Here is a 19,197-nt window from a genome sequence, read left to right as displayed (position 1 = left end):
TTGTTTGGCACCTCGATGTCGGCTCATCGCATCCTGGGGCTGGAGCAGGTCCCAAGGGTTTGGCTGTTCGCCAATTAAAGCGGTACGTGAGCTGGGTTTAGAACGTCGTGAGACAGTTCGGTCCCTATCTGCCGTGGGTGTCGGAAAATTGAGAGGAGCTGCCCCTAGTACGAGAGGACCGGGGTGGACGTATCTCTGGTGGACCTGTTGTTGCGCCAGCAGCATAGCAGGGTAGCTATATACGGAAGGGATAACCGCTGAATGCATCTAAGCGGGAAGCCCCCCTCAAAACCAGTTTTCCCTTGAGAGTCGAGGAAGACTACCTCGTTGATAGGCCAGGTGTGGAAGTGTGGCGACACATGAAGCTGACTGGTACTAATTACTCGATAGGCTTGATCTTATGATGCTCATGCCCGGCGATCGCTTCGTCGGACAAAGCAAAGCAACACCTCAAAATACATCAGACATGTCTCTTCTTTTGGATCTAACGCGCTGACCGGGTGGTTATTGCAGGGGGACCGCACCCGTTCCCATCCCGAACACGGCCGTTAAGACCCCTAGCGCCGATGGTACTGCGTCTCAAGGCGTGGGAGAGTAGGTCGCTGCCCGGTCTGCCCGTTAGATCCCCCTCCATGACAATTCACAAATCAACCGTCGCTTTCGCGGCGGTTTTTTTGTGCCCGGATTCCGGTGGTTTGCCTGTGGATCCCGCGCCGGCCGGAGCCCATGTCACCGCATTTTCGAACCGCAAAACCGGTTTCCGCTTTTGCTGAAAACGCCGGTCTTGGCGGTCGCATTTTCGAACCGCAAAACCGGTTCCCACTTTTGCTGGAAATGCTCCGGGCCCGCGACTATCCGATCGCCTTCCGGAAATACCGCGAGGTGGCGGTCACCGCATAGCCCTGCCGGATGTAGAAGGCGTGGGCGTCTTCCCGTTCCACACGCGAGGCCAGGCCGACGGATGCCAGGCCCAGCTCCCGCGCCATGGTTTCCGCCTCGCCCAGGAGAATACGGCCCAGGCCGCGGCCGCGGATGGCCGCGTCGACGAGGAGCGACTGCACCACCAGGCCGGCACCGGTCTCGATCGACGGGCGCTGGTAGAAATGGATGAAGCCGGCCAGCGTGTCGGCGATCTGCGCGCCGCGCAGCCAGTGGCCACCGGTTGTCGCAAGCTGTTTCATGCGCTGCTTCATCTCCGGCACGCCGGCCTCATAGCCCAGCTGCCGGTTCAGTTCGCACATGCGGGCGGCATCGTCTTCGTTCAGTGAACGGATGCGTATGTCTGTCGTGTCCATGAGGCTGTTTTAGCATCGCCGGCAGCGCGCGATGCGCGTGAATGGCAGACACTGGTGTATCCCGATAAAACGCACCTGCATGCCGCGTGCATCCGGGAAGCGGGACATTCAGCGCGACCGTCCCGGTCTCCCGCCGCATCCGGATCCGCCTCCGCCCGCATCCAACGATCATATATCCAGCCGATGCGAGACCGACATGCCTTTGACGACCTTCGCCCACGCAATCGCCGCGGCGGCCCTGGCGTTCACCGCCCAGGCCACAGCACAGACCGGTGCGCAGACCGACGCGCCCGACCCCGATCCCTATGCCGATGCCCGCGCCGTCATGGCCGGCGTCAACGAGATCGTCACGCCGAACGGCATCCAGGAGCTGATGACCGTCGAGCTCGGCGGCATGGAGCAGTGGATATCGATCCGCGGCACCGATCGCGACAATCCTGTCCTGCTGTTCCTGCATGGCGGGCCCGGCGCGCCGGAGATGGGGGTGGGCTGGGCCTTCCAGCGGCCCTGGGAAGATTATTTCACCGTCGTGCAGTGGGATCAGCGCGGCGGCGGCAAGACCTTCCGTCACAATGGCGAGGCGGCCAGCCGCGAAGGCCTGTCACGCGAGCGCATCGTGGCTGACACGGTCGAGCTGATGGCCTGGCTGCGCGCGCATCTCGGTCAGGAGCGCATCATCGTGGTCGGCCATTCCTGGGGCACGGTCGCCGGCTTCCAGGCGGCGATGGCCCGTCCGGACTGGGTGCATGCCTATGTCGGGATCGGCCAGATCGTCGATATGGACGAGAATGAGCGCCGCAGTCATGAGTTGACGCTGGCGGCCGCCCGGGCCGACGGCAATGCCGAGGCGATCGCCGATCTCACCGCCATCGCGCCCTATCCGGGCGACACGCCGGTGACGTTCGAGCGGATCGGCGCCGAGCGGGAATGGGCGGTGCATTATGGCGGCCTGGCCGCCTATCGCGACAATGCGGGCTTTTATTATCGCGCGCGCCGCCTCGCACCGGAATACGAACAGGCCGACCGCGAGGCGGTCAATCCGGGCGGTATCATGAGCGTGACGGCGCTGCTCGACGATCTGATGGCCGTGCGCCAGGGCGATGTGGAGCAGGTGGATTTCCCGGTCGTCTTCTTCGCCGGCCGGCACGATCTCACCACGCCGTCAGACCTGGTCGAGGCCTGGTATCGGCGCCTGGAAGCGCCGTCCAAGGAACTGGTCTGGTTCGAGCACTCCGCCCATCTCTCGCCGATCGAGGAACCGGGCCGCACGCTCGTTGCCCTGGTCGAACACGTTCTGCCGCTCACGCAGAACGGGGAGGCTGGCGATGCGGCGCGCTAGGCGCGCTCCCGCAGCCACAGGCTGGCGATCACCTTGACGCCGTCCTTCACCGGCTCGCCCGTGTGCAGGGAGGCCTTGTCGCACTGGCCATCGGCCGAGACGTTATCGAAACTCAGGGCGGATCCGCGGCCGCCGCTCCAGGCGAGATCCAGGCGGGGGAAACGGGTCTCTCCGCCGGTGAATTCCGAATTGAGCCGGATGAGACTGGTCGATACGCGTTGCCCGCGGCGCTCCAGATCGTGCGTGGCCTGACCGGGAACATCCAGAATGAAGTCGAAATGGGCGCGATATTCCTCGCCCGGCCTGTAAGCCAGTACCGCGAGGGCCTCACCGGTATCGACGGGGCGATTCGACAGGGCCGCCATGCGGGTCTTGATAGCGAAGCTGACCAGATCCATCGCCTGTTCGGGGATCGCGGCGGTAAGCGAAGTCCGGTAGGGATCCTGCCGGGTTTCGCCGGTCTTCGGATCGTGAATCTGAGCCGGCATGAGCAGGGGGGAAGCTCCGACAGTGAGATAGTCGCATGCCGCCCCCGGCAGGACGTCGTCCCAGCGCTCGATACGGGGGGCGTCGCTCATTCTTTCGTCAGCGCGGGGGATGGTGTCGATGGCCTCCGCGATGCGTTCGAGCCTTGATCCAACCTCATCCGGTGCCGTCTGCGGGCCGTCGGCGAGCGGCAGAGGCTGAGCCCGGTTGATCAGGCCCTGGGCCATAGGATGACCGGAGCGGCTGAACCCTCCGCCGGTTTCCCGTGCTACCGGAGACAGCATGCCGGTATCGCTGCCCAGACGCAGGAGCGCGGCGATCGCAAGGCCGGAGCCTGCCTGTGCGGCCTGTTCCAGCCAGGCGGTGCCGGTGGCCGCGTCCCCTGCCATCAGGGCCAGCAGGCCCAGCTCTGTATGCGCCAGCCAGTCGCCCTTTTCGGCCTGTGCGTACCGGTCCTGCAATGCCAGCGCCCAGTTGGCCGGTCCGGCGAGACCGGCCGCCTGGAAATAGGCCCGGTGTCGATTGCGCATCATCGAGTCAGGCATCGCCTCCATTGCGGCGAATGCCCGGGCGCGCGTCTCCGCCATCCCCGGCTCATGGCCGCACAGCTGCACAAGCAGGCTGAGGGCGGCTTCGTCGCCGGCCCGGGCTGCGTTGTCGAGCCGGTCTATGGCATTGGAATGCCGGCCTTCACGCCATTCGCGAAGGGCTGTCGGGGCGGGGGCGCTCGGATCGTTCGTGGAAACCGTCATGACCCGAGTTTAGGCCATGATCGCGGACGCAGGTAAAGCGCAGCTGGCTGGTTGACGACACATCAGTGTCATCCTACATACGCGCCTCCCCACGGCACTCCGGTTCCGCGGGCCATCCTGATGCGGGGTGGAGCAGTCCGGTAGCTCGTCAGGCTCATAACCTGAAGGTCGTAGGTTCAAATCCTACCCCCGCACCCAAAAACAACCCGCCAGCTCATTGAGTTGGCGGGTTTTTCTTGTCGATCGCAGGTTCAAATCCCCGGGGCGCACCCAAAGTCACAACTCCGCCAGGCTCAGCTCCACCTGTTCCACGATCCGCTGGCGGACGCGGGTGCGCAGGTCGGGGTCCTTGGCGAGGTCGCCCCACATGGTGCGGTTCATGATGTGGCCGACGATGAGGGCGCCGAGCATGCGGGCGCGCAGTTCCGTGTGGGGGCCGGTCAGGGCGGCCGCGACGGGGCGGTCGCAGCGCTCGAAAATCGTGGCGCGGACCATGTCGGCCGCGGTCGCCGAGGCGATCGAGTTGAGCATGATCAGGAAGTCCTCGACGGTGTTCTCGTCGTCCGGCTCCTCCACGATCATGTCGGCAATGCGCGTTGACAGCGTTGCGATATCGCCGGTGAAGAGATCGCCGATCCGCTCGATCTTCTCCGGCCGGTTCAGCACGGCGGCGAACAGGTCTTCCTTCGAGCCGAAATAGCGCGAGACCAGGGCGGGGTCGACGCCGGCGTCCGAGGCGATCTCCCGGATGCCCACCGTATCATAGCTGGCCCGGGCAAAACGGCCGCGTGCAGCGGCCAGGATTGCGGCCTTGGTGGCTTCGGCGTTGCGAGGCCGGGGTGGATAAATAGCTACCATGCGAATTTTTCTCACAGGGCCGGGTTGTCATCACCTGTTGACTTACTACATTCCGGCCAGATTTTACACTTGGAGGACGTGGCACCGCCGGCCGGCGGCATGCGCGTCCGTTTTCGTCTGCAGGATTGATCCATGGCGCGCCTATTTTCCAACACCACCGGTGTCCTCCTTGTTTCGGCCGTTCTCCTGACCGCCTGCGGCGGCGGGCAGCAGCAGGGCCAGATGCCCGCGCCCCAGGTCGATGTCGCAACACCGCTCGTCGAGCGGGTCGCCGACTGGGACGAGTTTACCGGCCGTTTCGAGTCGCCGGAGCATGTCGATGTGCGTGCCCGTGTCAGCGGCTATCTTGAAGCCGTCCACTTTGAAGATGGGGCCGAGGTGGAGGCAGGGCAACTCCTGTTCACCATCGATGCGCGTCCCTTCCAGGCGGAACTGGCTGCTGCGCAAGGCCGTCTCACCCAGGCGCGCGCCGAATTGTCCCAGGTGCGCACCGATCTGGAACGCGCCGAACGCCTGATCGAATCGCGCACCATCTCCCAGGAGGCGGTGGAGCAGCGCCGCACGGCCGTCAGCACGGCGGAAGCTGCGGTGGCCTCGGCCAGGGCCCAGGTCGAGGTGCAGCAGCTGAACCTGGAATTCACCCAGGTGACGGCGCCGATCACCGGCCATGCCTCGGCCCGCCAGGTCGATCCGGGCAATCTCGTCTCCGGCGGCAATTCGGCCGGCGATGTGCTGACCACGATCGTCAGCTCCGATCCGATCTATTTCGAGTTCGATGCCTCCGAAGCCGTCTTCCTGCGCTATCAGCGCCGGCAGGTGACGGGCGAGGGCGCGCCGGTCGAGGTGCGCCTGCAGGACGAGACCGCCTTCGAACGCCGCGGCGAGATCGTCTTTGCCGACAATGCCATCAATCCCAATACCGGCACGATCCACATGCGGGCCCGCGTGGCCAATCCGGACGGTCTCATCCGTCCGGGCATGCTGGGCACGGCCCGGGTGCGCGGCAGTGCGCCCTATGAGGCAATGCTGCTGCCGCAGACGGCGATCCTGTCCGACGGCTCGCGCCGGATCGTCTATGTGGTGAACGACCAGAACATGGTGGAGACCCGCAATATCGTCCAGGGGCCGCTGAGCGGCAGTCTGCGCGTCATCCGCGACGGTCTCCAGCCGGGCGACCGGGTGATCGTGAACGGTCTCCTGCGGGCCCGTCCGGGCGCCGAAGTCGTGCCCCAGAGTACCGAGATTTCCCGTGCCGCGCCCAACCGGGGCGGTGCCGCCTTCATTGAATCCCAGCCGGCCACGAGCGCCCAGCCCGTCGACTGATCCCGTCCACAGCTGCGCGGAAGAAAGCCTCCCTCATGCGCCTGTCCCATTTCTTTATCGACCGACCGATCTTCGCTCTGGTGATCTCGGTCATCGTCACGCTGCTGGGTATTTTCGCCTATCCGCAGCTGCCGCTTTCGCAATATCCCGAGATCGCCCCGCCGACGGTGGCGATCACGGCTGCCTATCCCGGTGCCACTGCCGAGGACGTCGCCGAACAGGTCGCTGCACCGCTGGAGCAGGAGATCAACGGCGTCGAGGGCATGCTCTACATGACCTCCTCCTCGACGGCGGACGGCATGGTGCAGATCTCCGTCACCTTCCAGCCCGGCACCGATATCGATACCGCCCAGGTGAAGGTGCAGAACCGGGTCAACCGGGCCGAGCCGCGCCTGCCGGAAATCGTCCGCCAGACCGGCGTGTCGGTGGAGGCCCAGTCGACCGGCTTCCTGCTGATCCTGTCGCTGCGCTCGACGGACGGAACGCTGGATACCGACTATATCGGCAATTACGCCAATACCCGCGTCCGCGACCGTCTACTGCGCCTTGACGGTGTCGGCGATGTCCGCGTCTTCGGGGCCGGCAATTATTCCATGCGGGTCTGGATCGATCCCGACCGCGCCGCCGCCCACGGCCTGACGGCCAGCGATGTCGTCGCTGCCCTGCGCGAGCAGAACATCCAGGCGACCGGCGGCATTCTCGGCCAGCCGCCCTATGGCGCCGGCGACGCCCCGTCCTTCCAGGTGCCTGTGCAGGTGCGCGGCCGCCTGATCGAGGCGGAGGAGTTCGGCAATGTCGTGGTTCGCCGCGGCGAAGACGGGGCCGTTACGCGGCTGGAGGATGTCGCACGGGTCGAGCTGGGCACCGAGACCTATCTCGTCCGCGGCTATTTCGACCAGCTGCCCGGCGTCGCCATGGCGATCATCCAGCAGCCCGGCGCCAATGCGCTGAACACGGCCTCGGCCGTGCTGCGGGAAATCGAGGCCGCCGAGGCCGAATTCCCCGAGGGCATGGACTACATCATCCCCTACAACCCGACCGAATTCGTCGAGGCGTCGGTGCACGCGGTGCAGCGCACGTTGATCGAGGCGGTCTTCCTCGTCGTGCTGGTGATCATCGTCTTCCTGCAGACCTGGCGGGCGGCGCTGATCCCGATCGTGGCCATCCCGGTCTCCATTGTCGGCGTCTTCGCCGTGCAGCTGGCGCTGGGCTTCTCGATCAACTCGCTCTCCCTCTTCGCCATGGTGCTGGCCGTCGGCATCGTCGTCGACGACGCCATCGTGGTGGTGGAAAACGTCGAGCGTCTGATACGCGAGGGGAATTCGCCCCGGATCGCAGCCCGCAAATCGATGACGGAGGTCGGCGGCGCGCTGATCGCCATGTCGCTGGTGCTGATCTCGGTCTTCATTCCGACCGCTTTCATGGGCGGCATTCCGGGGATTTTCTATCGCCAGTTCGCCGTCGCCATCGCGACCGCCGCGATCATCTCGCTGGTCGTGTCGCTGACACTCAGCCCGGCGCTCTGCGCCCTGCTGCTGAAACCGCACAAGGCGGATGCTCACGACGCCCGGCCGGGCCCGCTGGCTCCGCTGCGCTTCGCTGCGCGACAGTTCAATAACGGTTTTGCATGGCTATCGGACAGCTATGGGGCCGTTGTGTCGCGCCTGGTGCGCATGATCGTCATCGTTCTGATTGCCTATGCCGGCCTTCTGGCGCTCACCGGCTGGCGCCTGTCGGAGACCCCGACCGGCTTCATCCCGGACCAGGACCAGGGCTTCCTGATCGGCATTGTCCAATTGCCGCCCGGCGCGTCCCTGGAACGCACCGACGAAGTCATGGCCCGTGTCCAGAGCGCGGTCGCCGAGACCGAAGGCGTGGACGGCATGGCGGCGATTGTCGGCCTGGACGGGGCGACCTTCTCGCTGAACTCGTCCGGCTCGACCATGTTCATCCGGCTCGATCCGATCGAGGAACGCCAGGGCCATCCGGGCATGTCGGCGCAGGAATTGTCGATGCAGCTGACCGGCATGCTGGCGCAGATCGTGCCGGAAGGCCGGGCCTTCATCATTGCACCGCCTCCGGTACAGGGGCTGGGCAATGGCGGCGGTTTCAAGGTGATCGTGCAGGACCGCACCGGCCAGGGGCTGAACACGCTGGGCCAGGTGGCCTGGCAGATCATCGGCGCCGCCAACCAGGACCCGCGCCTGACCCAGGTCTTCACCGACTTCTCGACCGACTCGCCGCGCGTCCGCGTCGATGTCGATCGCGACCGGGCCCAGCGCCTGGGTGTGGATCCGGCATCGGTCTACTCTGCACTTGGCACCTATCTCGGCTCGACCTATGTGAACGACTTCAACTACCAGGGCCGCACCTATCGTGTGACCGCCCAGGCAGAAGCCGAGGCCCGGGACGACATCGCCGATATCGGCCGGCTGCGCGTCAGCGGCCGGGATGGCGAGCTGGTGCCGATCGCCTCGGTGGCGTCGATCACCACGGAGTCCGGACCGGTCCGTGTCGTGCGGCACAACAATTTCACCGCCGTGGAAATCCAGGGCCAGGCCATGCCCGGCGTGGCCTCGGGCACGGCGCTGGATGCGATGGAGGAAATCCTCGAAGCCAACCTGCCTCCGGGCTTTGGCTATGAGTGGACCGAGATCGCCTACCAGGAAAAGGCGGCCGGCGATTCCGGCCTGATGATCTTCGCCTTCGCGGTGGTGTTCGTCTTCCTGGTGCTGGCTGCCCAGTACGAGGCCTTCACCTTGCCCTGGGCGGTCATCTTCATCGTGCCGATGTGTATCCTGGCAGCGATGGTCGGCATCAACCTGACGGGGCTGGACAATAATATCCTCACCCAGGTCGGCCTGATCGTGCTGATCGCCCTGGCGGCCAAGAACGCGATCCTGCTGGTCGAGTTCGCCCGCCAGGCCGAGGACGAGGCCGGCAGCGACCGCTTCAAAGCTGCGGCCCAGGCCGCCCGGATCCGCCTGCGGCCGATCCTGATGACCTCCTTTGCCTTCATTCTCGGCGTGACGCCTCTGGCGTTCGCCCACGGCCCCGGTGCGGAAATGCGCCAGGCCCTGGGGATCGCGGTGTTCGCCGGGATGATCGGGGTGACCTTCTTCGGCCTGATCTTTACGCCGGTCTTCTACGTGGTCGGCCGCTGGATCTCGCGTTTCCTGCCCAGGCGCGACCATGCGGCCATGGACGCGGAGAGCACGGACCAGGCCTGACCGGGTCGACAGGAAGGTGACACGGGAAAGGCCCGCCGGTTCTGCCGGCGGGCCTTTCTTCTGTGCGGTGCCCCGACAGGGGCGGTCAGGCGTCGAGGGCCGCCGCGATCCGCTCGCGCACATAGCGGCGATGCGCCCGTGTCTCGGCATCCAGCCAGACATCCCAGCCATGATTCATTCCGGCGATCCGCCGCAGCGTGTCGCGCACGGCGACCGCCGGGACATGCTGCAGCGAGGATGCGTCTTCGACGGCAATCAGCCGGTCGATATACTGGATCTGCAGATTGCGCCGGTAGACATTGGGACGGCCCCAGGGATCGCCCTTGAAGATCTCCCGCGTCAGATCGTTCAGCATGGCGTGGGTGGAGTAGTCGCCGCCATAGGCCAGGCTGTCGGTCAGCCGGTTCAGCACGCGCGGGTGCAGAAGGTGCGCGAGCACCGAATTCTGCGCATCGCGGACATAGGCCTGGACGCGCGGCTCCTCGGCCCGGCGCAGGGCGTCAAACCCTCGCCGTTCCGGCTGCAGCCGGGCAATCAGTTCGGGCGGAAAGTCGAAGGCATCCGGTCCGAACACGGTCTCGCCCAGCGTGCGCAGGGCGCGGCGCTGTTCTGCTGCGGAGACCGGGACGAAGGGCGCCTCGGCCGCGCCCGGCTGGCCGACGACCGAGCGGTCGACATAGACCCCGCCGACATAGCGTGACACGATCCCGCCGGCCTGTTTCCACATGCCCATCAGCACACCGAAGGCCGCGCGGGTCTCGGCCCAGCTCTCGCCGTCCTGCGGGACAGTCTCGACCAGTCCGGTCATCGTCGTCCGGGCGACATCGACCTGGCGCGCGGCAAAGCCGATCGGGTCGTTGGACAGGGAGTAGGTATTCACCCGCGGATCGATACCGCGGCCCGGCACCCGCACCGCATCGGCATCATTGCCGAAGACGTGCTCGGGCAGGCTCGACAGGGCGAGCAGGGCATTGCGCGCCTCGGTCTCACCGATCTCCGGCGCATAGCCGAAACGGATCGCCCAGCTGTCATAGGGGCCCGGCAGGCCCGGGAAGAACGGGCCCTGGCTCTCGCCGGCCGCGGCCAGATTGACGCCGGGATAGTCCATCACCGATGCCGACAGGCGGCGCTCGGCGCGCGGATCGCCGCTGGCCAGGGTCTCCAGATCGCCGAAATAGGAGGCCATCATGTTGTGGGTCAGGCCCAGCGTGTGACCGACCTCGTGCGCCACCATCCAGCTCAGCCCCTGCTCGATGATCGCATCGGGGTCGATATCCGGGCGATGACCGGCGCGGGCAGCCGCGACGGCGGCCAGACGTGCAAAAGCGGTCGAGCGGGCCATGTGCAGGCCGGCCTCGCAGGCCTCGTCGATATCGGCGGCACTGACCGCGGCCAGCGCTTCGCTGTCGAGGGCGGCTTCGGACGCCGCGGCGGCACTGCCGTCACCGACGGGCGGGAAGAGATCGGCCGTCTGCACCCAGCGCTGAACCGCGGCGTGCTCGATGACGATATCGGCGCCCAGGATCTCGCCGGTCAGCGGGTTGGTGAAACGGGGGCCGTAGCCGCCGAAAATCGGGTGGGGCGAGGCGATCCAGCGGATCACATTGTAGCGCACGTCGCCGGCGTCCCAGACGGCGTCGTCCGGCTGGACATCGACCTGGATCGCATTGCGCAGACCGGCGGCCTCGAAGACCGGGTTCCAGGCCAAGACGGCATCGCGGATCACGTCGCGGTATTCCAGCGGCGTCGTGTTCTCGATCCAGAATGTGATCGGCCGGACGACATCGGACACCTCGGCCTCCGGATCGGTTTTCTCCAGCCGCCAGCGCTGGATCAGATCGTCGACCGGGCTGCCATCGACCCGCGTCAGATTGGTGCGCCGTTCCGTGAAGAAGCCGACGCGCGGATCGGCGCGGCGGGGCGTGAAGCCGTCATCGGGCATGCGCACAAATGTGTGCTGCACCACGGTCGTGTCCGACGAGCTCTCGGGCGAGCTCGCCCCGCTCCAGTCGAACACGAATTCGGTGACGATCTCGGTATTGTCCTCGTAATTGCGGATCGAGCGGATATTGGTCTTGCGGGCGTTCAGCGTGCCCGGCCGGACACCGAGGGCGCGCCCCATGGCCGAGGCCTGGCCGATACGGACCAGGGAGTTGGTCATGAAGAGGTCGTTGGCGCGGACGATGACGCGTTTGGAACGGCGGCTTTCCGAGACGACTTCCAGACTGGCCAGAACCGTGAAGGGCACATTGGTGCCTTCCGCCCGGGTCAGGGTCGAATCCGGATCCATGACGTAGTCGGTATTGCGGCGGATGATATCGACATGGCGAAAGCGCCGGCGGAAGGAGATCACGGCGTTCTCGCCCATCAGACCGGCCATGCGCATGCCGTCGCGGCGCGAACCGTCATGGACATAGCTGAAATAGATGTACTCTTCGCCGAACTCATCCTCGGTCAGCTCCAGGAAGAGCTCGCCGGTCTGGATGTCGCGATAGAATTTCAGCAGGCCCGGGAAGGGGCGTTTGCGCTCGAGGAACTCGTTCCACTCCTCGACGTCTTCCACGATCTGGGTCTCGCCGACGCACTGGGTCCGGTCTTCCAGCGTACACGCGAGGGATTCAACGACCTGGACCGCGGGGCGGGCATCGGACCGTCCATCCTGGTCCTCGGTCTGGATCAATGCGGCTGCGGGGCCGCCGGTCAGTCCCAGAATGATGGCCGCAACTGCCAGGCCGGCCATCCGTATCGTGTTCGCCATCCGGGGTGCTCCTCTCTCCGGGTCACATATCGCCGGACGCACGACTCCCGTGCGCTTCCGGCCCGTCTCCTGTCCGCGAAAAAACCGCCATCCACTCCGCCGGTGCCCACAAGCGGCCGCGGCAAGGCTCTGCCTTGCTGACACCCGTAGGGGACACATCCTGGCGGGAAATACACTCCGGTCCGCCTGGCTTTTCCGCCTCCTCGCACGCTTGCATGCGGAGCCGTACGCCAGCTTGTCAGTTTCATGACCCTTTCAGGGCCGTTGGACCGGGCATTAACCCTGGTTGATTGGAGGCATAACGCGACCGGCCGCCGCGAGGCCAGTCATTTCGCATGAAAAGCGTCAGAATCCGGTTGTGCTTCAGAGGGTTGTGTCAGGAAACGTGCAATCCGGGATCGGCGGCCCAGAGATGCTGGGCGGCATAGGCCCGCCAGGGACGCCAGCGCTCGGCGCGCCGGCTCAGCGCCGCGGCGGAGGGGCGGGTCCCGTCCGGTGCCGCGAGTGCTCGCATCAGTCCGATATCCGCCGCCGGAAAGGCGTCAGGCTCGCGCAATTGCCGCAGGGCGATGTATTGCGCCGTCCATTCGCCGACACCGCGGATCGTCCGCAGATCGTGAACGGCCTCGTCGAGCCCGCGATGGGCGTCGAACAGGTTGGGGTTTGCCAGGCTGGCCGCGGCCACCGCGCTCAGCGTTGCAGACCGGCTGCGGGGCATGCCCAGGCTCGCAAGGTCTGCATCGGCAAGGGCCGAGGCCTGCGGAAAGGTGTGGGTCAGGGGGCCGGCAGGCTCTGCCAGCGGCGTTCCGTGACGGGCGACCAGCTGGCCGGCGAGGCGAGCCGCCGCGGTCACCGTGATCTGCTGGCCGAGCACGGCCCGGATCGCCAGCTCGAACCCGTCCCAGGCCCCCGGAACGCGCAGGCCGGGCCGGCGGGCGATATGGCGGGCCAGATCCGGGTCTTCGCTCAGATGGGCGGCGATGGCGGCGGGATCGGCAGCGAGGTCGAAGACCCGGCGGATACGACCGATGATGGCGGGCAGGGCAGAGAGGGTGGGGAAGACGATTGTCGCGCGCAGGGCATCGCCGCTGGCCGGTTCGATGCGTACATGCCCCTGGGCCCCGTCAATCTCGATCGTGCGTGAATAGGCATTGTCCTCGACATGCTCGATCCCGGCGATCGCCCGCAGTCGCAGGAAGTCCAGCATGGCCTCCCAGTCATAGGGCGGCTGATAGCGCAGCAGCAGGCTCAGCCCGCCCGCCGTGTCGGCCGGGACAGCTTTGGCGCTCGCCCGGCGCAATTCGCCCGGCGGCCGCCCGAACATGTCGCGAAAGGTCTCGTTGAAGCGGCGGATGCTCGAAAAGCCCGAGGCAAAGGCGATCTCGGCCATCGGCATGCGTGTCTCATGGATCAGCTGTTTGGCGAGATGGATCCGCCGTGTCTGGGCGACGGCGACGGGCGAGGCGCCCAGGTGCTGGTGAAACAGACGGCGCAATTGCCGTTCGCCGACGCCCAGGCGTCCGGCGAGCTCATCCACCGAGGCCGTATCCAGCGCACCCTGTTCGATCAGGCGCAGGGCGCGGGAGACCGTGTTCGATGTGCCGCGCCAGGCTCCCATATCCGGCGCCGTCTCCGGCCGGCAGCGCAGGCAGGGCCGGAACCCGGCCTCGCGCGCCGCTGCGGCAGACGGGTAGAAGATGACGTTTTGCGACTTCGGCGTCGTCGCCGGGCAGACGGGACGGCAATAGATGCCCGTCGTCTTCACCCCGGTGAAGATGCGGCCGTCGAAACGGACATCGCGCTGGGAAATGGCGCGGTAGCAGGCGTCATGATCGAGATCCATGCCGGGAAGCTTGCCCGGGCCGGCCGGACTGTCTAGCGGTTTTCGGACATGGATGTGAAAGTCCGGCGGACGCCGGGCATCATGTCCGGAAACCGCCAGTCGAAACGATTGCTCTGGTACAGTCTGTCCCGCGAGTCTTGATGGAGGACAGCATGTCAGCGCCAGATTCTCTGCCCGATTTTGTGATCGAACAGATCGACACGCCGATCGGCCTGACCTTTCTGGTCACGGACCGGGCTGGCACTTTGCACGCTGTTGACTGGGACGATCACGTCGAACGGCTGCATCGGCAGCTGGAACGGCGTTATGGCGCGGATCTGTCACTGAGCGAGGCGGATACGCCCAGCGCGGCACGCCGGGCGCTCGAGGCCTATTTCGCGGGCGACCTCACAGCCCTGGACGGGATTTCTGTCGAAGGAGCGGGGACCGATTTCCAGCGGGATGTCTGGCGGGCCCTGCGTGACATACCGGTCGGGCAGACGATCAGCTATGGCGAGCTGGCCCGGCGTATCGGCCGGCCGAAGGCGGTGCGCGCCGTCGGCCTGGCCAATGGCGCCAATCCCATCCCCATTGTCGTGCCCTGTCACCGGGTCATCGGCGCCAATGCCTCGCTGACCGGGTTCGGCGGCGGTCTGGACCGCAAGCGCTGGCTGCTGGCGCATGAAGGCGTGGATGCGGCCCGCTGGGGCGAACCCCGGCAGGCCGCACTGTTTTAGCGGGAACGCGGGTAGTTGCGGCTGCCCGAACCGGCGATCTGCATTTCCAGGTGGCCGACATTTCCGGCCTCGTTCGGCGTGAAGACGAAGCGATAGCTGTTATTGCCGGGAATGGCGAAGCGGTGGTTCCCGACCGGCAGCAATTCCACCGGCGAGCCGCCCTCACGCGTATAGACGAGCGTGCCGTTAGCGGTGTCGAAGTGGCGATTGCCATAGGTGCCCGCATAGCGGCGCAGCTGACGTGAGGAAACGTCCACGGGTTCGCGCTGAGCGGCCAGCAGTTCGCGCGCCCATTCCACGTCCTGATAGCCTGCACTGTCAGCGTCATGAGAGGCCAGCAGCGTGTCGTAGAGGCGGTCGAGGGCCGTCTCCAGCGCATCGCCTGCGGGAACGGCGATGTCCGGCGTGACGCCGGTACCTTCCCAATTGGTCCCGGTAATCGGATTGCGGGCCGAGCCGGTCGAGATGAAAACCGCATAGCCTTCGGGGGTGAAGAAGGTCGAGCCCGGATTGCCGGCGCCATGTGTGGTCTCGCCGATAATGGTAGCGCGCTCCATCGCCTTCAGATGGTAGGGAAAGGCCTCGCCGGCCGATCCGGTATTGCCCGAGGTCAGGACGATCAGCGGCACGTCGGGGCGGTTGCCGGCCGGATGCACCGGCAGCGACCACAGCTGGTCCGGATAGGGTAGGTCGCGTGCGACGAAGGTGTTGATCACCACCGGCTCCTCGGCGTCGAGGAAGTGGCTGATCAGGTACTGCACCATCGACGGGGCGCCACCGACATTCTGGCGCAGGTCGAAGATAACAGCGTCCGTATTGGCGATGAAGTCGAGCGCGGCGCGGGCCGTGCTTTCCGCCGGCTGGATCGGTGCAAACTGGCGCAGATCGATATAGCCGATATTGCCCGGCAGGATGTCGATGTCGGCAAAGCCGAAATTCTCGCGCCGCAGGCCGGCCCAGGGATCGGCAGGACGTTCGGGCGCTTCACCGGCTTCGGCGGCTGCGCGGCGCGCGATGATGTCTGCCGCCCGTTCCGGGCCGATATATCGCACGGAGAAGTGCCGGTCTTCGGCGTGCAGCCGGTCGGTCAGCGCAGAGGCGAGGGCGTCGGGGGACTGTGTTTCGCCGAAGGCACCAGATGCGGCTTCGCTACGCAGCGCGTCGGCGATCTCGCGGGCGCGGGCCTCGTCGTAATAATTCGCTTCAATGACATCCGCGAGCGCGCCGATGGCGTCATCGTCACGCGCCTCGGCCAGCCCGTTTGCGAGACTGGCCAGCATCAGAGCCGTGCCGGCAAGTGCAAGTTTTTTCATGAAATCCCTCCCTGTTTGTCGCGGTCCAATAGGGGTGCGCCAGCATTCCGGGACAACTTAATTCGGGGTCACGCAGGGGTAAGCGTGGTGTCACGCTGGGTGACTTTGAGATGAACCATCGCCTCAGACTGCGCTCAGCCTCGGCTTGCTAGACCGGTGTGCATGAAGGCCGCTGCATGGAGCCGGCCCCCGACAGGGAGACAGGATGATGACCTTCTCGAAGATGATGCTCGCCGGGGCCGCTCTGGCCTCGATCGCTTTCGCCGCAGGCGAGGCCGAGGCCCAGTCGCGTTCGCGCGTCAGCGTGGAACAGTCCGGCTATGGCAATATGGTGGAAGGCCGCTTTGACGGCTGGCGCAACCGCGCCCGGATCGCCCAGCGTGGCGACCAGAATGCGGCCGCGGCCCGCCAGGACGGCTATCGCAACCGGCTCGATATCCGCCAGCAGGGTTATGACAACTGGCAGGATGTGCTGCAGGCCGGTCTCGCCAATCGTGCCCTGACCCGTCAGTTCGGCGACAATCTGACCGGCTCGGTCTATCAGTCCGGCAATGGCAATCTTGTCGGTGTCGCCCAGGTGGGCGAAGGCCACACGGCCAACACCGTGCAGGAAGGCAATGGCAATATCCTCGGCGTGCTGCAGATCGGCAGCGGCCAGCACACCACCTATCACCAGATCGGTGACGGCAATGCCGATATCGTGGTGCAGTTCGGCTGGGACTGACCGCGATCAGCGTCCGGAGGGCTCGTCCGGCTTGTTGAGGGTGAGCCCCATCCGTGTCGCATGCCAGGAGGCTTCGGCGCGTGAGGAGATGCCCAGCTTGCGATAGATCGACTTGATGTGGCTGGCCACCGTGCTCTCGGCGAGGTCGAGACTGGCCGCCACGTCGACATTGCGGTGACCGCGGCCGATCAGTCCGAGCACTTCCTTTTCTCGCGCCGTGAGTTCTTCCTCCGGATCGGCGGCCGGGCCGGTATAGCGGAAATGCTCCATGATGCGCCGGGCGATCGAGGGCGACAGCGCCGGCGTCCCGTCGGCCAGGCGTTTCAGCTGGGCGGTGAGCAGATCGGCCGGGTTTTCCTTGAGCAGATAACCTTCGGCGCCGGCCGACAGCGCAGCAACGATATGCGCGTCATCGCCCATCACGGTCGTGACGATGGGCACGGCGTCGGGGCAGACCAGTTTCAGACTGCGCAGGACTTCCAGTCCCGAGCCGTCGGGCAGGCCGAGATCGATCAGGGCGAGGTCGAAGTCGGCACTGGCTGCCGCAGCGGCCAGGCCGCCGCGCATGCTCGCAGCCTCCTCGATCGAGCAGCCGGGGAAGGCGCTCTCGGCGATCTCGCACAGCCAGCGGCGGGTCTGGGCGACGTCCTCGACAATCAGGATACGTTTCATGCCGGCACTCCGGGCTGTTTCAGCGGAAAGCGGATCTCGATCCGCGTCCCGTCGGGCGAGCTGTCGCATGTCATTCGTCCTCCCAGAGTCTCGCTCCGGCTCTCGATATTGGAAAGACCATTGCCGGCATTGACGCTCTTGCGGTCAAAGCCGCGACCATTGTCGGCGATGACAAGGCGGGCCCTGCCGGCTTCGCGGCCAAGCTGAACCGACAGGCGCGAGGCGCCGGAATGGCGGATCGTGTTGCTGACGGCCTCGCGGATGATGGACCGCAGGGCGTGGGTGGCCGAGGTCGACAGGTCGGGCGTTTCACCGATGTCGTTTTCCCAGACCAGTTCGATCCCGACAGCGCCCAGACGTTCGGCCGATTCCACGCGCAGATCGGCCAGCGTCTCGTCGAGGTCCAGACCCGGGGTCGCAGCATTGTTGATGATGTCCCGCAGATCGGTCAGCGTCTCGCGGATCATCAGGTCCTTGCGGTCGTGGTCGCTGGAGTGCAGGGCGCCCAGCAGCTGGGCGCCGATATTGTCATGCATGTCACGGGCAATGCGGCTGCGCTCCTCGGCGACGCCGCGATCATAGGAGCGGCGGCTTTCTTCGGCATAGGCCATCAGCTCGATCAGCTGGCGCGCGGTGGCGAGATGGCCGGGCGAGAACAGGGCGCGGCCCCGCCAGGGGTGGCGCAGGATCAGCGCGGGGTGTCCCGGCGTCGATGGCAGGCGCATTTCAACGCCGTCCTCGCGGATTTCGGGCTGGTCGACCGGGCCGTCGGCTTCGGTAATCTCCAGCGGGGCAAAGAGCCGGTCGAGCAGGCTGCGCCAGCGGTGATGGCGGCTGCGCCCCGATGCCCCGAAGGCGGTATCGACCACGGCGAGGAAAAGCTCGTCCTGCTTCAGGCCGGGCCGGGGCAGGATGCGGCGGCCGATCACATCGCGCAGCGGCAGATAGATTAGCGCCGTGGCCAGCAGCGACACGCCGAAGGCCGGGCCGGGGTCGATCGCGATCAGCGAGACCAGAACGGCGTCGATGGCGACCAGCAAGACCGCACCGGCCGCGTAGAACAGGATACGATAGGCCCAGTCGCCCAGCTCGAACAGGCGGAAGCGCTGCAGCCCCGCGGCGACGCCGATATAGATCAGAAGAAAGAAGGCGAAGGAATAGTGTGAATCGATCGGTGCCGGAATCCCCAGCACGCCGGGGATCGCGGTCATCGTGATGAAGCCGCCGGCACCGAACAGCACGGCGAGACCGAACCAGATCGCCACGGCCCGCGCCTTGGGATCGCGGCCGGTCACGGCGATCTGGGCCGCAACGGCAAGGCAGATCGTCAGCATCTCGACCGTCGTGAGAAGATGGATGTTGTAGATCGGCTCCGTCCGGCCCTGCAGCGCGCCGGTCATGCCGATCACGGTCCACAGACCGAAGAACAATGCGCTGCCGACGGCCAGCACGCGCCGGTAGGGCAGGCGGCCGGGATAGCAGATGAAGAGCGCGGTCATGGCGATGCCGAACATTGATGCGCCGACACCGTTCAGCCCGACCAGCGCCAGGAAGACCGTGTCGGGCACCGGCGCCATCGACTCGCGCAGCGGGGCGGGCGCGTATGTGAAGCACATGGTCGCGATGCCGCTGAGCACGAAGAGCCGCGTCGCGGTGTCTCGGGGTCGCAGCGCCCAGACCCAGCCCGACACCGCCAGCGATCCGAAGCCGATCACGATCTGGATCCAGAACACATGGGAAAGATCGGTCACCGGCCGCAACGGGTCGCCGGGAATGGCCGGTCTCATCGCGGCCCAGATCACAAGCAGGCTCGCCGCGAGTCCGGCCACAAGCAATGCGGCCAGTCGCGTATTCGGTGTCAGGCGAGTGCGGCTCGTAGGCATGCGCT

At 66.1% G+C, this 19,197-nt stretch carries 13 protein-coding genes, 1 tRNA gene and 2 rRNA genes; 8 read left to right on the top strand and 8 right to left on the bottom strand.

All coding sequences use genetic code 11. The annotated features are described in order from the left end of the window. Nucleotides 1-400, top strand: a 23S ribosomal RNA gene (locus JJ918_RS06195); the annotation flags it as partial. Nucleotides 401-496: 96 nt separating this feature from the next. Further along, nucleotides 497-611 (top strand): 5S ribosomal RNA (gene rrf, locus JJ918_RS06190). Between the two features lie 240 nt (nt 612-851). On the opposite strand, the gene JJ918_RS06185 is transcribed toward rrf, so the two are convergent. Then, a complete protein-coding gene (locus JJ918_RS06185; protein WP_291884630.1) occupies nt 852-1,295 on the bottom strand; it encodes a GNAT family N-acetyltransferase in 444 nt (147 codons plus the stop codon). Between the two features lie 196 nt (nt 1,296-1,491). On the opposite strand from JJ918_RS06185, the gene JJ918_RS06180 reads away from it, so the two are divergent. After that, nucleotides 1,492-2,634 (top strand): alpha/beta hydrolase, encoded by a 1,143-nt coding sequence (locus JJ918_RS06180; RefSeq protein ID WP_291884629.1) that lies wholly within the window; start codon nt 1,492-1,494, stop codon nt 2,632-2,634. Here JJ918_RS06180 and JJ918_RS06175 read toward each other — a convergent pair. Beyond that, the gene (locus JJ918_RS06175) at nt 2,631-3,872 is read right to left on the bottom strand and encodes a 2OG-Fe(II) oxygenase (protein ID WP_291884628.1); all 1,242 of its coding nucleotides are present in this window, start codon (nt 3,870-3,872) and stop codon (nt 2,631-2,633) included. The two genes, JJ918_RS06180 and JJ918_RS06175, sit on opposite strands and share 4 nt — an antisense overlap. A gap of 121 nt (nt 3,873-3,993) precedes the next feature. On the opposite strand from JJ918_RS06175, the gene JJ918_RS06170 reads away from it, so the two are divergent. Further along, nucleotides 3,994-4,070 (top strand) — tRNA-Met (locus JJ918_RS06170). A gap of 78 nt (nt 4,071-4,148) precedes the next feature. Here the strand turns inward: JJ918_RS06170 and JJ918_RS06165 are convergent. Next, nucleotides 4,149-4,730, bottom strand: a complete 582-nt coding sequence (locus tag JJ918_RS06165; RefSeq protein ID WP_291884625.1) for a TetR/AcrR family transcriptional regulator — start codon at nt 4,728-4,730, stop codon at nt 4,149-4,151. Nucleotides 4,731-4,862: 132 nt separating this feature from the next. Here JJ918_RS06165 and JJ918_RS06160 point away from each other — a divergent pair, with 132 nt between their 5' ends. Together JJ918_RS06160 and JJ918_RS06155 are read left to right on the top strand one after the other, a co-directional pair. After that, the gene (locus JJ918_RS06160; RefSeq protein WP_291884623.1) at nt 4,863-6,053 is read left to right on the top strand and encodes an efflux RND transporter periplasmic adaptor subunit; all 1,191 of its coding nucleotides are present in this window, start codon (nt 4,863-4,865) and stop codon (nt 6,051-6,053) included. 35 nt (nt 6,054-6,088) lie between these two features. Continuing rightward, entirely contained in the window at nt 6,089-9,283 is a 3,195-nt protein-coding gene (locus tag JJ918_RS06155; protein WP_291884620.1) for an efflux RND transporter permease subunit, read from the top strand. A gap of 85 nt (nt 9,284-9,368) precedes the next feature. Here JJ918_RS06155 and JJ918_RS06150 read toward each other — a convergent pair whose 3' ends face one another. Both JJ918_RS06150 and JJ918_RS06145 read right to left on the bottom strand, forming a co-directional pair. Continuing rightward, the gene (locus JJ918_RS06150; RefSeq protein WP_291884616.1) at nt 9,369-12,041 is read right to left on the bottom strand and encodes a zinc-dependent metalloprotease; all 2,673 of its coding nucleotides are present in this window, start codon (nt 12,039-12,041) and stop codon (nt 9,369-9,371) included. 376 nt (nt 12,042-12,417) lie between these two features. Continuing rightward, nucleotides 12,418-13,884 (bottom strand): AlkA N-terminal domain-containing protein, encoded by a 1,467-nt coding sequence (locus JJ918_RS06145; protein WP_291884613.1) that lies wholly within the window; start codon nt 13,882-13,884, stop codon nt 12,418-12,420. Between the two features lie 152 nt (nt 13,885-14,036). On the opposite strand from JJ918_RS06145, the gene JJ918_RS06140 reads away from it, so the two are divergent. Continuing rightward, a complete protein-coding gene (locus JJ918_RS06140) occupies nt 14,037-14,600 on the top strand; it encodes a methylated-DNA--[protein]-cysteine S-methyltransferase (RefSeq protein ID WP_291884610.1) in 564 nt (187 codons plus the stop codon). On the opposite strand, the gene JJ918_RS06135 is transcribed toward JJ918_RS06140, so the two are convergent. Next, on the bottom strand, nt 14,597-15,913 hold the full coding sequence (locus tag JJ918_RS06135; protein WP_291884607.1) for a S41 family peptidase: 1,317 nt from the start codon (nt 15,911-15,913) through the stop codon (nt 14,597-14,599). The two genes, JJ918_RS06140 and JJ918_RS06135, sit on opposite strands and share 4 nt — an antisense overlap. Nucleotides 15,914-16,118: 205 nt before the next feature. Here JJ918_RS06135 and JJ918_RS06130 point away from each other — a divergent pair, with 205 nt between their 5' ends. Beyond that, nucleotides 16,119-16,637, top strand: coding sequence for a curlin-associated protein (locus JJ918_RS06130; RefSeq protein ID WP_291884604.1), 519 nt, complete (start codon nt 16,119-16,121; stop codon nt 16,635-16,637). Nucleotides 16,638-16,643: 6 nt separating this feature from the next. Here JJ918_RS06130 and JJ918_RS06125 read toward each other — a convergent pair whose 3' ends face one another. Continuing rightward, entirely contained in the window at nt 16,644-17,309 is a 666-nt protein-coding gene (locus JJ918_RS06125; RefSeq protein WP_291884602.1) for a response regulator transcription factor, read from the bottom strand. Continuing rightward, the gene (locus tag JJ918_RS06120; protein WP_291884601.1) at nt 17,306-19,192 is read right to left on the bottom strand and encodes an ATP-binding protein; all 1,887 of its coding nucleotides are present in this window, start codon (nt 19,190-19,192) and stop codon (nt 17,306-17,308) included. Before JJ918_RS06120 ends, JJ918_RS06125 begins: the two co-directional genes overlap by 4 nt. Nucleotides 19,193-19,197: the final 5 nt, after the last annotated feature.

Origin of the sequence: Maricaulis sp., assembly GCF_017642925.1 — a bacterium.
In the GTDB taxonomy this organism is placed as follows: Bacteria; Pseudomonadota; Alphaproteobacteria; order Caulobacterales; family Maricaulaceae; genus Maricaulis.
Note: the sequence above shows the minus strand (reverse complement) of the source record. Positions and strands in the feature narration are given on the sequence as shown.